At 69.5% G+C, this 15,030-nt stretch carries 15 protein-coding genes and 1 rRNA gene; 7 read left to right on the forward strand and 9 right to left on the reverse strand.

Annotation, left to right across the window (positions count from 1 at the left end; translation table 11 throughout):
- A 16S ribosomal RNA gene (locus ACIQWG_RS05985) occupies positions 1-77 on the reverse strand; the annotation flags it as partial.
- A 535-nt stretch (positions 78-612) separates the two neighbouring features.
- Complete coding sequence (locus tag ACIQWG_RS05990) at positions 613-1,263, reverse strand: DNA-3-methyladenine glycosylase (protein ID WP_404090850.1); 651 nt, start codon at positions 1,261-1,263, stop codon at positions 613-615.
- 140 nt (positions 1,264-1,403) lie between these two features.
- Here ACIQWG_RS05990 and ACIQWG_RS05995 point away from each other — a divergent pair, with 140 nt between their 5' ends.
- From ACIQWG_RS05995 to ACIQWG_RS06005, 3 genes are all read left to right on the forward strand, one after another.
- Positions 1,404-2,186, forward strand: a complete 783-nt coding sequence (locus ACIQWG_RS05995; RefSeq protein ID WP_404090853.1) for a sporulation protein — start codon at positions 1,404-1,406, stop codon at positions 2,184-2,186.
- A 43-nt stretch (positions 2,187-2,229) separates the two neighbouring features.
- Positions 2,230-2,769 carry a YbhB/YbcL family Raf kinase inhibitor-like protein gene (locus ACIQWG_RS06000; protein WP_404090856.1) on the forward strand — a complete coding sequence of 180 codons (540 nt, stop codon included), beginning with the start codon at positions 2,230-2,232 and terminating at the stop codon, positions 2,767-2,769.
- A gap of 145 nt (positions 2,770-2,914) precedes the next feature.
- Positions 2,915-3,421 (forward strand): HNH endonuclease, encoded by a 507-nt coding sequence (locus ACIQWG_RS06005; RefSeq protein ID WP_404090858.1) that lies wholly within the window; start codon positions 2,915-2,917, stop codon positions 3,419-3,421.
- 138 nt (positions 3,422-3,559) lie between these two features.
- On the opposite strand, the gene ACIQWG_RS06010 is transcribed toward ACIQWG_RS06005, so the two are convergent.
- From ACIQWG_RS06010 to ACIQWG_RS06020, 3 genes are all read right to left on the reverse strand, one after another.
- Positions 3,560-4,516, reverse strand: coding sequence for an SPFH domain-containing protein (locus ACIQWG_RS06010; protein WP_062725676.1), 957 nt, complete (start codon positions 4,514-4,516; stop codon positions 3,560-3,562).
- A gap of 133 nt (positions 4,517-4,649) precedes the next feature.
- On the reverse strand, positions 4,650-5,081 hold the full coding sequence (locus ACIQWG_RS06015; protein WP_404090862.1) for an NfeD family protein: 432 nt from the start codon (positions 5,079-5,081) through the stop codon (positions 4,650-4,652).
- A gap of 104 nt (positions 5,082-5,185) precedes the next feature.
- Positions 5,186-5,983 (reverse strand): ABC transporter ATP-binding protein, encoded by a 798-nt coding sequence (locus tag ACIQWG_RS06020; RefSeq protein ID WP_404090865.1) that lies wholly within the window; start codon positions 5,981-5,983, stop codon positions 5,186-5,188.
- Positions 5,984-6,129: 146 nt separating this feature from the next.
- Between ACIQWG_RS06020 and ACIQWG_RS06025 the strand changes: the two genes are divergently transcribed.
- Positions 6,130-6,918, forward strand: coding sequence for a hypothetical protein (locus ACIQWG_RS06025; RefSeq protein ID WP_404090867.1), 789 nt, complete (start codon positions 6,130-6,132; stop codon positions 6,916-6,918).
- Between the two features lie 143 nt (positions 6,919-7,061).
- Here the strand turns inward: ACIQWG_RS06025 and chpE are convergent, their stop codons facing one another.
- The 3 genes from chpE to ACIQWG_RS06040 form a co-directional block, all read right to left on the reverse strand.
- Positions 7,062-7,307 (reverse strand): chaplin ChpE, encoded by a 246-nt coding sequence (gene chpE / locus ACIQWG_RS06030; RefSeq protein ID WP_404090870.1) that lies wholly within the window; start codon positions 7,305-7,307, stop codon positions 7,062-7,064.
- A 168-nt stretch (positions 7,308-7,475) separates the two neighbouring features.
- The gene (locus ACIQWG_RS06035) at positions 7,476-8,117 is read right to left on the reverse strand and encodes a response regulator (protein ID WP_404090872.1); all 642 of its coding nucleotides are present in this window, start codon (positions 8,115-8,117) and stop codon (positions 7,476-7,478) included.
- Entirely contained in the window at positions 8,110-9,255 is a 1,146-nt protein-coding gene (locus ACIQWG_RS06040; RefSeq protein ID WP_404090875.1) for a GAF domain-containing sensor histidine kinase, read from the reverse strand. Before ACIQWG_RS06040 ends, ACIQWG_RS06035 begins: the two co-directional genes overlap by 8 nt.
- Before the next feature lie 247 nt (positions 9,256-9,502).
- On the opposite strand from ACIQWG_RS06040, the gene ACIQWG_RS06045 reads away from it, so the two are divergent.
- The 3 genes from ACIQWG_RS06045 to ACIQWG_RS06055 all read left to right on the forward strand — a co-directional run bounded on the left by ACIQWG_RS06045 (position 9,503) and on the right by ACIQWG_RS06055 (position 12,379).
- Entirely contained in the window at positions 9,503-10,204 is a 702-nt protein-coding gene (locus ACIQWG_RS06045; RefSeq protein ID WP_404090878.1) for an SDR family NAD(P)-dependent oxidoreductase, read from the forward strand.
- A complete protein-coding gene (locus tag ACIQWG_RS06050) occupies positions 10,201-11,331 on the forward strand; it encodes an S-adenosylmethionine:tRNA ribosyltransferase-isomerase (protein WP_404090880.1) in 1,131 nt (376 codons plus the stop codon). Before ACIQWG_RS06045 ends, ACIQWG_RS06050 begins: the two co-directional genes overlap by 4 nt.
- 298 nt (positions 11,332-11,629) lie before the next feature.
- Entirely contained in the window at positions 11,630-12,379 is a 750-nt protein-coding gene (locus ACIQWG_RS06055) for a transglycosylase SLT domain-containing protein (protein WP_404090882.1), read from the forward strand.
- 87 nt (positions 12,380-12,466) lie between these two features.
- Here ACIQWG_RS06055 and ACIQWG_RS06060 read toward each other — a convergent pair whose 3' ends face one another.
- Positions 12,467-14,992, reverse strand: a complete 2,526-nt coding sequence (locus tag ACIQWG_RS06060; protein ID WP_404090885.1) for an FHA domain-containing protein — start codon at positions 14,990-14,992, stop codon at positions 12,467-12,469.
- Between the last annotated feature and the right edge of the window lie 38 nt (positions 14,993-15,030).

Below are 15,030 nucleotides of genomic sequence, written 5' to 3' on the forward strand. Positions count from 1 at the left end.
GTGGTTCATCGTTCGACTTGCATGTGTTAAGCACGCCGCCAGCGTTCGTCCTGAGCCAGGATCAAACTCTCCGTGAATGTTTACTCGGCCAAACTAATTCGGCCGGTGCAACACCACGAGAGCGGAACAGCCAGGCGGAATAAGCCCGGCCGTTCACAGCGTCCTCGCTGTGTTTTTCAAAGGAACCACGTCCCAGCCGTGATGGCTGGAGACGGGGTATCAACATATCTGGCGTTGATTTTTGGCACGCTGTTGAGTTCTCAAGGAACGGACGCTTCCTTTGTACTCACCCTCTCGGGCTTTCCTCCGGGCTTTTCCCTTCGGTCTTGCGTTTCCGACTCTATCAGATCCTTTTCCGATCCGATTCCCTGTCGGGGGGTTGTCGTAGTGCCCTGGGCTTTCGCCTGTCGGCCTTTCGACATTCACTACGTTAGCCGATTCCCCCGGCCGATTCATAATCGGGTTCCGCGGATTCGAATTCAGGCATGCGGGCACGCGAGAATCGACCCCGCTGAGGGGTTCTCGAAGGTAGTGGGTTGGCCGCTCCGGCTGCTGACTTCGCAGTACCCGGTTCAGCGGCTCGGGCCACGTTACGCGTCTCGCCATCGTGCGTCAACTTCGGCGTCGCTTCGGGACGTGGGCCCGATAGGGGCTCACCGTGGGGTCGTTGGCGATCCAGAAGCGCCAGGGGTGGATGTCGCCATTGCCGCCGTCACCTGCCACGCCGGTGCGCGGACCGTTGCGTACCTGGTCGGAGGGCACGGGGGTGCCGGCGACGATCCGCAGTGGGGTCTCGCCGGAGGCGCACGCGTCCGTGCCGTCCAGGGCCCGGTCCACGTCCAGGGCGGTGGCCAGGCGGGCCGGGCCTTTGGCGAGTTCCTTGTCGTTGCGGGCCGAGAGTCGACGTGCCCGGGTGAGCTCGGCTCCCTCGACGATCTCGCCGGCCCGCAGCAGGACCGCGCACGCCTGGCCGTCGGGGCCGCACACCAGGTTCATGCAGTGCCACATGCCGTAGGTGAAGTAGACGTAGACGTGTCCGGGGGGACCGAACATCACGTCGTTGCGGGGTGTGCGGCCGCGATAGGCGTGCGAGCCGGGGTCGTTCGGGCCGTCGTAGGCCTCGACCTCTGTGAGGCGCAGGGCGATCGGACCGTCCGGGGTGGTGCGTACGAGGATGCGGCCCAGGAGGTCGGGGGCGACTTCCAGGACGGGCCGGTCGAAGAAGGCCCGGGGCAGGGGCGTACGGTCGGGGGTCGCGATCATGCCGTCCGAGAGTAGTGCAGACGGGTGGTTGTGACGGGGTGGTCAGGGGGCGCACGCCTTGCCAGGGTGGAGGCGCGGAACCGGCCACGGTCGGATCGCGTTTGTAGGGATCAGGGATCCACTCTGAGAAGAGGAGAGTCATGGCGTTCAAGAAGCTGCTCGCGAGCCTGGGGGCCGGCGGTGCTTCGGTCGAGACGGTGCTGACGGAGGTCAACGTCGTCCCGGGCGGTGTCGTCCAGGGTGAGGTGCGGATTCAGGGCGGGTCCGTGAACCAGAACATCGAGGGTCTGTCCGTGGGCCTCCAGGCCCGGGTCGAGGTCGAGACCCAGGACTCGGAGTACAAGCAGGACATCGAGTTCACGAAGATGCAGCTCGGCGGTGCCTTCGAGCTTCAGGCCGGGGGCGTGCACGCCGTGCCGTTCGGGCTGGAGATCCCGTGGGAGACGCCGATCACCATGATCGACGGTCAGCCGCTGCGGGGCATGAACATCGGTGTGACGACGGAGCTGGCGATCGCGCGGGCCGTGGACTCCACCGACCTGGACCCGATCAACGTGCACCCGCTGCCGGCGCAGAAGGCGATTCTGGACGCCTTCATCCAGCTCGGCTTCCGGTTCAAGAACGCGGACATGGAGCGCGGTCACATCCGCCGTACCCGGCAGAAGCTGCCGTTCTACCAGGAGATCGAGTTCTTCCCGCCGCAGCAGTACCGCGGGATCAACCAGGTCGAGTTGAGCTTCGTCGCGGACGAGAACGCCATGGACGTCGTCCTGGAGATGGACAAGAAGCCGGGGCTGTTCAGCGAGGGCAGCGACACGTTCCGGTCGTTCCAGGTGGGTGTGAACGACTTCCATGGGACCGACTGGGCGGCGTACCTCAACCAGTGGCTGTCCGAGGTCGGCAGCAAGCGCAACTGGTTCTAGGCTCGGAACTGCTGATTCCACTGTTTCGTCAGGAGGTATCGAAGTGACCGAGCTCAAGAGGCGTCCGCTCCCCCACGACTTCCATCCGCCCGTGCCGTCCTTCACGGTCAGCAGCGAGGACGTCGAGTCGGGTGGGACCCTCAAGGACGCTCAGGTCCAGGCGGCGGGCAACACCTCGCCGCAGCTGCGCTGGGAGGGCTTCCCGGCCGAGACCAAGAGCTTCGCCGTGACCTGCTACGACCCGGACGCCCCTACGGGCAGCGGGTTCTGGCACTGGGTCGTCTTCGACATCCCGAGCTCGGTGACCGAGCTGCCGGCGGGTGCGGGCAGCGGCAAGTTCGAGGGGCTGCCCGACGGGGCCGTACAGGCGCGGAACGACTACGGATCCAAGGACTTCGGTGGCGCCGCGCCGCCGCCCGGGGACGGGCCGCACCGCTATGTGTTCACGGTGTACGCCGTGGACCAGGAGAAGCTCGGTCCGGACTCGGACGCCACTCCGGCCGTCGTCGGCTTCAACCTGCGGTTCCACGCGATCGCGCGTGCGCAGGTGATCGCCGAGTACGAGGTGCCCGCCGAAGCCTGACGTTCATGGAACGTTTGCCCGCCCCCGGTCATGGAAGTGATCGGGGGCGGGCATTTTTTATTTCGTTGTCCATCTCGGCGTGCCCGGCCAGAGTTGATCCCAGCCCGCCAGGGAGTGGGCAGGTGCGCACGGGAGGTGGGCTGCAATGCGGGACACGCTGGTACTGAACGCGAGCTTCGAGCCGCTGTCGACGGTGACGTTGAATCGAGCCGTCGTTCTGGTGCTTCAGGACAAGGCCGTCGTCGAGCAGGCCCACCCCGAACTGCGCATGCGCGGAGCCGAGGTCGACATACCCGCGCCCCGGGTGATCAGGCTGTGCAGGTACGTACGGGTGCCGTTCCGAAGACAAGCGCCGTGGTCGAGGCGGGGTGTTCTGGTGCGGGACCGGCACCGGTGCGCGTACTGCGGGCGCAGGGCGACGACCGTGGACCATGTGGTGCCGCGGTCGCGGGGTGGGCAGGACACGTGGCTGAATACGGTCGCCTCGTGTGCGGAGGACAATCACCGGAAGGCGGACCGGACGCCTGCCGAGGCGGGGATGCCGTTGCTCCGGGAGCCGTTCGAGCCGACTCCCGCTGATGCGATGCTGCTGACGCTGGGGGCCGAGGAGTTCGCGGCGCTGCCGGATTGGCTGGCGACGGACGCGGCCTAGCCGATCGCCGTCGCGCGCTGGGGTGTTCGTCGGCTGCGGGTCGTGTGTCGCTTTTCGCGCGGTTCCCCGCGCCCCTGAGGAAGTTGGGGCCCGCCTTCGTCGGAAGGCGGGCCCTGTTGTCGTACGGCGGAAACCGTGTCAGTCGATCGACGGCTTCTCTCGGCGTTCCGTCGCCTGGCCGGGGATGTTGGCGGAACCGCCGTTGCCCGAACCTCCGCCCAGGCCGCCTAGGTTGCCCATCGCGCCGGAAAGGCCCTTGAGGGCGTCGCCGATCTCGCTGGGGACGATCCAGAGCTTGTTGGCGTCGCCTTCGGCGATCTTCGGGAGCATCTGGAGGTACTGGTAGGAGAGGAGCTTCTGGTCCGGGTCGCCGGCGTGGATCGCCTCGAAGACCGTGCGGACCGCCTGGGCCTCGCCTTCCGCGCGCAGGGCCGCGGCCTTGGCCTCACCCTCGGCGCGCAGGATCTGGGACTGCTTCTCACCCTCGGCGGTGAGGATCGCCGCCTGACGCGTACCTTCGGCGGTGAGGATCGCGGCACGCTTGTCACGGTCGGCGCGCATCTGCTTCTCCATCGAGTCCTGGATGGAGGTGGGGGGTTCGATCGCCTTGAGCTCGACGCGGTTGACGCGGATGCCCCACTTGCCCGTCGCCTCGTCGAGGACGCCGCGCAGCGCCGCGTTGATCTCCTCGCGGGAGGTCAGGGTGCGCTCCAGGTCCATGCCACCGATGATGTTGCGCAGCGTGGTGACCGTGAGCTGCTCGATCGCCTGGATGTAGCTGGCGACCTCGTAGGTGGCGGCGCGCGCGTCGGTCACCTGGTAGTAGATGACCGTGTCGATGTTCACGACCAGGTTGTCCTGGGTGATCACCGGCTGCGGCGGGAACGGTACGACCTGTTCGCGCAGGTCGATGCGGTTGCGGATGGTGTCGATGAACGGCACCACGATGTTGAGGCCCGCGTTGAGTGTCCGCGTGTAGCGGCCGAAGCGTTCGACGATGGCCGCGCTCGCCTGTGGGATGACCTGGATCGTCTTGATCAGGGCGATGAAGACCAACACCACCAGAATGATCAGGACGATGATGACCGGTTCCATCGTCGTTTCCCCGTACCCCTTCTCCGCTGCGGCAACTTCGGCAGATCTTATGTCTGTTGAAGATCTTGCTGGTCGAGTCTGACAGACCGTCGCGTACCCCGTGGCGCGTTCGCGCCAGTTGCGTCGTGCGAGGTCACATGACGATCGCCGTGGCCCCTTCGATGTCCACGACGTCCACTTCCTCGCCTTCTTCGTAGGCGCGGTCGGTGTCGAGGGAGCGTGCCGACCAGATCTCTCCGGCGAGCTTGATCCGGCCGCCGGAGGCGTCGACGCGCTCCATGACGACGGCCTGTTTGCCCTTCAATGCCTCGATGCCGGTGGCGAGTTGGGGCCGCTGGGCGCGATGCCGGTTCGCGATGGGCCGTACGACGGCGATGAGTGCGGTCGATACGACGACGAAGGCGACGACCTGGACGACGGCATCACCGCCGAAGATGCCGGCCACCACGGCGGCCGCGACGGCGCCCACGGCCAGCATGCCGAGTTCGGGCATCGCGGTGATGACGAGCCCGATGCCGAGCGCTGCCGCGCCGATCAACCACCAAACCCACGCGTCGATTTCCACATGGTCATGGTAGGACCGCGGGCCCTGCCGCCGACAGGGCGCCGATCGTTCGAAAGGGCCTTCTTACCGCGCTTCTTCACGGAGCGCGCGCAGTGAAGGAGGGGTCAGGAGAGCGGGAGGCCCTGTGCGGTCCAGCGGTCGCCGACCTGTTCGACGACGAGGGGCAGGCCGAAGCACAGGGAGAGGTTGCGGGAGGTGAGTTCGAGCTCCATCGGGCCGGCGGCGAGGACCTTGCCCTGACGGATCATCAGGACGTGGGTGAAGCCCGGCGGGATCTCCTCGACGTGGTGGGTGACCATGAGCATCGAGGGGGCGATCGGGTCGCGGGCCAGGCGGCCGAGGCGGCGGACGAGGTCCTCGCGGCCGCCGAGGTCGAGGCCGGCGGCGGGCTCGTCGAGGAGGAGCAGCTCGGGGTCGGCCATCAGGGCGCGGGCGATGAGGGTGCGCTTGCGCTCGCCCTCGGAGAGGGTGCCGAACTTCCGCTCCGCGTACTCGGTCATGCCGAGGCGGTCGAGGAAGGCGAGGGCGCGCTGCTCGTCGACCTCCTCGTAGTCCTCGTGCCAGGTGGCGGTCATGCCGTAGGCGGCGGTCAGCACGGTCTGTAGGACGGTCTGGCGCTTGGGGAGCTTCTCGGCCAGGGCGATGCCCGCCACGCCGATGCGGGGGCGCAGCTCGAAGACGTCGGTGCCGGGCTTGCCGAGGGTCTCGCCGAGGATGGTGGCGGTGCCCTTGCTGGGGTAGAGGTAGCTCGAGGCAACGTTGAGGAGGGTGGTCTTGCCGGCCCCGTTGGGGCCGAGGATGACCCAGCGCTCGCCCTCCTTGACCGACCAGGAGACCTGGTCCACCAGAGCCCGGCCCTCACGGACCACGGATACGTCCTGAAGCTCCAGAACATCGCTCATGAGCGCGTTGTCTCCCCTTGCAGTGTGACCGGTCTCGGCGTCTCGGCGTCTCGGTGGTCGCGTGCGCCTGTGGGCGCAGCCCTCAAGGAAATCTACGCCACCGGTCCCACGCTTCATTCCATCGGTCCGGTCCTTAGGGTGGGGGCATGCTCTCGGAACCACGTTCAGGACGTCTCGCGGCTTGGGGAAATGCTCTTTTGGCCGGACTTGTCTCACCTGATGACGCTGTGCTGGAGATCGTCGGGGACGACGCCGTGCACCGGGTGGAGGGGCTGCCTGGTGAGTCGGCGCCCGTGGGGCTCACGCTGGCGCTCGGGCGGCTGCGGGCGCTCGGGGTGAGCGGGCTGCGGGTCGCGCTGCCGGCGCCGGGGCATCCGCTGGGGCTGAGCGGTCCGCCGGACTTCAATGCGCGGGCGATCGAGGCCGAGGAGGCCGTGATCTGCCACGGCGCCCCGTACGGGCTGGTGCCGGAGGTGTATGAGGCCGGGCCCGACGGTGATGTACATGTCGAGGTCGTCTGGCACTGCCTGGCCGTGCGGGAAACGCCGCCCGCGGATGTGCCGTCGCTGGGTGAGGCGGAGCGGGAGCTGGCGGAGGGGCTGCGGGATGCGACCGCGGTGCTCGCGCGGCTGGATGTCGCCGGGTCGGGGCCGGTGGCCGAGGCGGCGATCGACGCGTACCGGGCGCGGGCCGAGCGGGGGCGCGAGGTGCTGGCCCCGGGGTATCCGCCCCGCGCGGTGCGGGTGCTGGAGCTGGCGCAGCGGGTGGGGCTGCTGATCTCGCTGGCCTCCGAGAACGGGCACGGGGCGGCGATGAGCGCCTCGGAGATGGGGGCGCGGGCGGAGGCGTTGCGGCCGGTGGAGCGGGTGGCCCGACGGGCGCAGGTCGCTTCCTACAACGCGTATGTGGAGGAGCGGGAGCGCGGCGTGCGCTGAGCGTCCGCCGCCTCGTGATCGGCGTCGGGGCCCGGAAACGGTGTCGGCCGGCGCCGGACAGGTCCGCTGACCGGCGTCGAACGCAGACCGGCCCCCCGGGGGAACCCGGGAGGCCGGAGGTCACTGCTCGCTTCGGGTCGGCGTCACTTGTTGACGGCCAGGTTGCCGAAGGCGGGGTTCAGGATGCCCACGACGTTGATGCTGTTGCCGGACACGTTGGCCGGGATGTGGATCGGGGCCTGGACGAGGTTGCCCGAGGCGACACCCGGGGAGCCCACGGCCTTGCCGTCGGCGTGCGATCCGTCGGTGGCGGAGGCCATTCCGGCACCGGCGGCCAGCAGGCCACCCGCCACCATCGTCACGGCCGCTGCCTTCTTCAGGTTCTTCACTTCTAAGCCCTCCTTGCGATTGCCGCGGCAGTCGCCGCAGCACGCACTGGAGAACGGCGGAGATCCATGAAGGATGCGCCATCCGGGGGACATTCCCACGACGGTATGAATCTCAGTCCGGAGCGGAACCCTCCGTATTGCCGTCGGTGATGCCCTCCGGAGAGCGTTTCAGCCGGTCACGCCATGGCGTACGGCCCACAGGGCGGCCTGGGTGCGGTCCGCGAGGTCGAGCTTCATGAGGATGTTCGAGACGTGGGTCTTGACGGTCTTCTCCGAGAGGACGAGCGCTCGGGCTATCTCACGGTTCGAGCGGCCGTCCGCGATCAGGCCGAGCACCTCGCGCTCCCGGTCCGTCAGCGAACCGGCCCTTCCCTGTCCCGAGTTCGCTTCCTCCTGGGACAGCAGCGCGCCCGCGACCTCCGGCTGGAGCAGGATGTGGCCGGCGTGGACCGAGCGGATGGCTCCGGCGAGGGCGTCCGGGTCCACGTCCTTGTAGACGTACCCGGCGGCGCCCGCGCGCAGGGCCGGGATGACCGTGCGCTGCTCGGTGAAGCTGGTGACGATCAGCACGCGCGCGGGGTTGTCCAGCTCCCGGAGTCTGCGCAGGGCGTCGACGCCGTCCATGCCCGGCATCTTCACGTCCATCAGGACGACGTCCGGCCGCAGTTCCTCGGCGCGGGCCACTCCCTCGGCGCCGTCGGCCGCCTCCCCCACGACCTCGATGTCGTCCTGCACTTCGAGAAAGGTGCGCAGGCCCCGGCGGACCACCTGGTGGTCGTCGACGAGCAGCACCCTGATTGCGTCAGCCACCGGGGACCTCCATCTCGATCATGGTGCCCTTGCCGGGCGCCGATTCCACGGTCAGCGTGCCGCCGACCCCGCTCGCCCGGTCCCGCATGGAGACCAGACCGAGGTGGCGGCCGGCGCGGCGGACCGCCTTCGGTTCAAAGCCGCCGCCGTCGTCCGCGATCCGCAGGACCGCTCCGCCGCCGCGCCGGTCCAGCGTCACGTCGACGTGCTCCGCCCCGGAGTGCCGCAGGGCGTTGTGCAGGGCCTCCTGGGCGACGCGCAGCACCGCCTCCTCCTGGGCGGCGGGCAGGGCCTTCACCCCGCGGCCGGCGAAGGTCACGCGCGCGGAGTGGGCGCGGTCGAGGACCTGGATCTGGGTGCGCAGGGTGGCGACCAGGCCGTCCTCGTCGAGGGCGGCGGGGCGCAGCTCGACGACGGCCGCGCGCAGTTCGTCGGCGGCCTCGGCGGCGAGCGCGGCCACCTGGTGCAGCTCGCCCTTGGCGCGGACCGGGTCGCGGTCGATCAGGGCGGTGGCCGCCTGGGCCGTCAGCCGCAGGGAGAACAGCTTCTGGCTGACCGCGTCGTGCAGCTCGTGGGCCAGGCGCGAGCGCTCCTCGGCGATGGTGAGCTCGCGGCTGCGCTCGTAGAGGCGGGCGTTGGTGAGGGCGATGGCGGCGTGCTGGGCGAGGATGGACAGGAGTTCCTCGTCCTCCTCGGTGAAGCCGCAGCTGCCCTCCGGTTTCGGGCAGTTCTTGTTCGCGAGGAAGAGCGCCCCGATGACCTCGTCACCGTCGCGGATCGGCAGGCCCAGGAAGTCGGACATGTCGGGGTGCGCCGACGGCCAGCCCTCGAAGCGGGGATCCTTGCGGACATCGGCGAGGCGCTCGACCTCGGCCTCCTGGAGCATCGCGGCGAGGATGCCGTGCTGCCGGGGCAGCGGGCCGATCGCCTTCCACTGCCGGTCGCTCACCCCGTCGACGACGAACTGCGCGAAGCCCCCGTGGTCGTCCGGGACGCCGAGGGCGGCGTACTGCGCGTCGAGCAGCTCGCGGGCGGAGGCGACGATCGTCTTGAGGACGTCGCGCACCTCCATCTGCCTGCTCATGGCCAGCAGCGCGGAGCTCACCGCGGCCAGTCCGGACCTGGGGCCTTGACTCATGCCCTCACGGTACCGGCGGGGTGTGACAGCCGGATCGGACCTGTGACGGCAGCCGACCGGGGCCACGGTCCTAGGTCCGCGGTCCTCCTGTCGGCGGCGTAGGGCGAACGACCCGGTGCTCGGCCTAGGACGAAGGACCTCACGGCTTTGCGGCCCGCGTCCGAGGCGGGGCGGGCGGCCCCGTTCCTACGTTGGGGTCACCGCCGCCGCTCACAGGGGGGCGGCCTGGTACGAGGGGACGGTTGTCATGCCGGTAGCGATCATCACGGGCGCCTCGAAGGGGTTGGGGCGGGCGCTGGCCGAGGCGCTGGCCGCACGCGGCTGGGATCTGGTGCTCGGCGCGAGGACGCCGGACGTCCTGGAGGAGACGGCGTCCGGGATCCGGGAACTGCACGGCACGCGCGTGACGGCGGTGCCGGGGGACGTCACGGACGCCGGGCACCGGGCCGGGCTGGTGGCCGCGGCCTGGCGGCTGGGCGGCGTGGATCTGCTGGTCAGCAATGCCAGCGCACTGGGCGCCGAGCCACTGGTACGGCTGGACGCGCTGCCGCTGGAGGGGCTGCGGCGGGCGCTGGAGGTGAATGTGGTGGCCGCGCTGGCCCTGGTCCAGGAGGCGCTGCCGCTGCTGCGGGCGTCCGGTGCGGGCAGCGTGATCACGGTCAGCTCGGACGCGGCGGCCGAGGCGTACGAGACCTGGGGCGGCTACGGCGCGTCGAAGGCGGCGCTGGACCACCTCGCCGCGGTGCTGGGTGAGGAGGAGCCCGGACTGCGGGTCTGGGCGGTCGACCCCGGGGACATGGCCACGGACCTGTACGCGGCAGCCGTACCGGACGACGACGATCCGCGGCCCGCGCCGGGCAGCGTGGCGCCGGCCTTCCTGCGGCTGCTGGACGAGCGTCCGGCGAGCGGCCGCTACGGGGCCCCGGCTCTGCTGGAGGGGCGGCGATGACGCTGGCGATGGGGGTCCCCCGGCGCGAGCCGGTACGAACGTACGGGAGCGTGCCGCAGGAGCTGTCGGCGCGGGTTCCGGCCGAGCAGCGGGGGCCGGGGCTGGGCCGGGACTCCGTACGGCTGCTGGTGTCCCGGGGCACCGACGTGGCGCACCACACGTTCGCCGAGCTGCCGCGGCTGCTGCGGGCCGGGGATCTGCTGGTCGTCAACACCTCTCCGACGCTGGCCGCGGCAGTGGACGGGCGGATCGGGGACGCGCGCGTGGTGGTGCACTTCTCCACCCGCGGCGACGACGGGCGGTGGGCGGTCGAGCTGCGGGATCCGGATGAGCGCGGCACCTCGCGCGCGCGTGCGGGCGGGCCCGCGGGCACTGAGGTGGAGCTGCCGGGCGGGAGGGGGCTGGTGCTGGAGGAGCCGCTGAGTGCGGGGAGCGGGCGGCTGTGGTGGGCGCGGGTCTCGGGACCCGAGGGGGCCGGCGTCGTCGGGCTGATGCGTGAGCACGGGCGGCCGATCCGCTACTCCTACACGGAACGGGACCAGCCGCTGTCCGTCTACCAGACGGTGTTCGCGCTGCCGTCGGCCGATGGCGCGGGCAGTGCGGAGATGCCGAGTGCGGCGCGGCCCTTCACGGTGGGGCTGGTCACGGAGCTGGTGAGCCGGGGTGTGCAGTTCGCGCCGATCACCCTGCACACGGGGGTGGCGTCGGCCGAGGCGCATGAGCCGCCGTATCCGGAGCGGTTCGCGGTGCCGGAGGCGTCGGCCCGGCTGATCAACGCGGTCAAGGCGGGGGACGGCCGGGTCGTCGCCGTCGGGACGACGGCCGTGCGGGCCGTGGAGTCGGCGGTGGGCGCCGACGGCGTCGTGCGCGCGCGTGAGGGGTGGACGGACCTCGTCGTCACGCCGGAGCGCGGGGTGCGTGTGGTGGACGGGCTGCTGACCGGGCTGCACGAGCCGGAGGCCTCGCATCTGCTGATGCTGGAGGCCATCGCCGGGCGGGCCGCCATCGACCGTGGTTACGAGGCTGCGCTGGCCGGGCTCTACCTGTGGCACGAGTTCGGCGACGTCCATCTCGTCCTGCCGGTGGAGGGCCCTCACACAGAGCATTGCTCCAGCAACTACTGGTGAGACTGTTGCATGGCTGATGTGAGCCCGCGCATAGGGTGCACGTCACGTACGAAAGTCCGTAGTAGGTAGAGGAGTCCCTTTTGAGCGGGGCAGACAGTCCTGTCTGTCCCGTTTTGCCCTTCCTGGCTCCACTATCGCGGATCGTACGTCACACCTTTGCCAGGGCATTTTGCGGCCGCTAAGAATTGCTCTCGTCGCTCAGCGCCGTGGGTTCAGCCCGCGGCGTTTGTGCAGGAAGCACCCGTGTCCCCGACGGACAACGAGCGACCTCCGCGCTATTCGAAGAGGTCAATCTGCCATGCTCAAGAACACCAAGAACCGTGGTCTCAGTCGTGCCATCACCAAGCGCCAGAAGATCGCGATAGCCGGTGTCGGCACGCTCGGTGCCGCCGCTCTGGCTCTGTCCGCCGTCCCCGGCAACGCCCAGACGACCACGGCCGAAGCCCCCACGGGCAAGGTGGCCTACAGCACCGAGCAGATCAAGGACGTCAAGGGCAGCGTGACCGACCAGCTCGCGTCCACCAACGTGAAGGCCGAGCAGGCCGCCGCCAAGCACAAGGCGGCCGTGGCCCACGCCAAGCACGAGGCCGCCGTGGCGCACGCCAAGCACAAGGCCGCCGTGGCCCAGGCCAAGAAGAAGGCCGAGGCCGCCCGCGAGGCGAAGGAGGCCGCGAGCCGGTCCGCCAAGCGCGCCGCGGTCAAGCCGGTCGCCGCCAAGAAGTCCTACGCGAACAACCTCGACGGCTGGATCCGTGAGGCCCTGGACATCATGAAGAAGCACGACATCCCGGGCACCTACCACGGCCTGCACAAGAACATCATGCGGGAGTCCTCGGGTAACCCGAACGCGATCAACAACTGGGACATCAACGCCCAGAACGGCGTCCCGTCGATCGGTCTGCTCCAGGTCATCAAGCCGACCTTCGACGCGTACCACGTCCCCGGCACGGCCAAGAGCCAGTACGACCCGGTCGCCAACCTGACCGCCGCCGCCAACTACGCGGCCGACCGGTACGGCTCGATCGACAACGTCAACAGCGCGTACTGAGCGAGGTAGGCGCGGGCCTCTGATCCGTACGCCGAAGGGCGGCACCCCCCTGACGGGGTGCCGCCCTTCGGGCGTCTCGGGACAGAGCTACTTCCGCATGACCTCGGGCTCGTGGCGGCGCAGGAAGCGGGCCACGAAGATGCCGCAGATCACGCCGAGGACGATCAGGGCCACCATGTCCAGGGCCCAGACGCCGACGGTGTGCTCCCACAGCGGGTCGTTGCTCTCGCCCTGGCCGGGCGGGCTGATCTTGTTGAAGTCCAGCGTGGCGCCCGCGGCGGCCACCGCCCAGCGCGACGGCATCAGATACGAGATCTGGTTGGCGCCGATCGAGCCGTTGAGGGCGAAGAGGCAGCCGGTGAACACCACCTGGATGATCGCGAACATCACCAGCAGCGGCATGGTCTTCTCGGCGGTCTTCACCAGGGCCGAGATGATCAGGCCGAACATCATCGAGGTGAAGCCGAGCGCCATGATCGGCACCGACAGCTCCAGCAGCGTCAGCTTGCCGAAGATCAGGCCCTCCTCCGGGATCTCCCGGCCGGCGAAGCCGATGACGCCCACCATCAGGCCCTGGAGCACGGTGATGAAGCCGAGCACGAAGACCTTGGACATCAGATACGCCGAGCGGGACAGGCCGGTGGCGCGCTCCCGCTCGTAGATGACCCGTTCCTTGATCAGCTCACGCACCGAGTTCGCCGCGCCGGCGAAACAGGCGCCGACCGCGAGGATCAGCAGCACGGTGGTGGCCGTGCCGTTCGGGATGATCCGGCCGGTCTGCGGGTTGGCCGGGTTGGGCAGCAGGCCCTTGCCCGAGTCGATCAGCAGGCTCACCGCGCCGAGGACGCCCGGCAGGATCACCATCAGGGCCAGGAAGCCCTTGTCGGAGGCGATCACCGACACATATCGGCGCACCAGCGTCAGGAACTGCGACAGCCAGCCCTGCGGCTTCGGCGGCTTCATCGCCTGCATCGGCGGCACCTGTACGGACTGCGGAGCAATCGCGTCGATGTCCGCGGCGTACATCTGGTAGTGCTGCGAGCCCTTCCAGCGTCCGGACCAGTCGTAGTCGCGGTAGTTCTCGAAGGCGGAGAAGACGTCGGCCCAGGTGTCGTAGCCGAAGAAGTTCAGCGCCTCCTCGGGCGGGCCGAAGTAGGCGACCGCACCGCCCGGCGCCATCACCAGCAGCTTGTCGCAGATCGCCAGCTCGGCCACCGAGTGGGTGACGACGAGGACCGTACGGCCGTCGTCGGCGAGGCCGCGCAGCAGCTGCATGACATCGCGGTCCATGCCCGGGTCGAGGCCCGACGTCGGCTCGTCGAGGAAGATCAGCGACGGCTTGGTGAGCAGCTCCAGGGCCACCGAGACGCGCTTGCGCTGGCCGCCGGAGAGGGAGGTGACCTTCTTCTCCTTGTGGATGTCCAGCTTCAGCTCGCGCAGCACCTCGTCTATGCGGGCCTCGCGCTCGGCGGCCGTGGTGTCGGCGGGGAAGCGGAGCTTGGCCGCGTACTTGAGGGCCTTCTTGACGGTCAGCTCCTTGTGCAGGATGTCGTCCTGCGGGACCAGACCGATGCGCTGACGCAGCTCGGCGAACTGCTTGTAGAGGTTGCGGTTGTCGTAGAGGACGTCGCCCTGGTTGGCGGGGCGGTAGCCGGTGAGCGCCTTGAGCAGGGTCGACTTGCCCGAGCCGGACGGGCCGATGACCGCGATGAGCGACTTCTCCGGGACGCCGAAGGAGACGTCCTTGAGGATCTGCTTGCCGCCGTCGACCGTCACGGTGAGGTGGCGGGCGGAGAAGGAGACCTCACCGGTGTCGACGAACTCCTCGAGCCGGTCGCCGACGATCCGGAACGTGGAGTGGCCGACGCCCACGATGTCGGTGGGGCCGAGCAGCTGGGAGCCGCCCTTGGCGATCGGCTGGCCGTTGACGTACGTGCCGTTGTGGGAACCGAGGTCCCGGATCTCCATGCGGCCGTCGGGCGTCGAGTGGAACTCGGCGTGGTGCCGGGAGACCTGGAGGTCGGAGACGACCAGCTCGTTCTCCAGGGCACGGCCGATGCGCATCACGCGGCCGATGGAGAACTGGTGGAACGTGGTGGGGCTGCGGTCGCCGTAGACCGGCGGCGCCCCCGCGCCACCACCGGGACCCTGCTGCTGCGGGATGTGCGCCGCCTGTTGCTGCGGCTGCTGCCAGCCGGCCTGCTGCTGAGGCTGCTGCGGCGTCTGCTGGGCGGGTGCCTGCTGCGCCCAACCGGCCTGCGCGCCCTGCGCGGCGTACGGCTGCTGCTGCGGCTGAGCCTGCGGCGAGGCGACGGAAGCCGCCGTGCCGGAGAGGTCCAGGCGCGGTCCGTCGGTCGCGTTGCCCAGGAACACGGCCGTGCCCGGGCCGATCTCCAGGTGGTGGATCCGCTGACCCTGCACGAACGTGCCGTTGGTGCTGCCCTGGTCCTCGATGACCCAACTGCGGCCGCTCCAGCTGATCGTGGCGTGCCGCCAGGACACCCTGGCGTCGTCGAGCACGATGTCACCCTGCGGATCACGTCCGAGGGTGTAGGGCCTGGACGGGTCGAGCGTCCAGGTCCTTCCATTCAATTCCAGTACGAGTTCCGGCACTCCATGCCCCACTGAGTAGTCCCCCGAGTTACCCCCAT

Origin of the sequence: Streptomyces sp. NPDC098781 (assembly GCF_044759995.1) — a bacterium.
Lineage (GTDB): Bacteria > Actinomycetota > Actinomycetes > Streptomycetales > Streptomycetaceae > Streptomyces.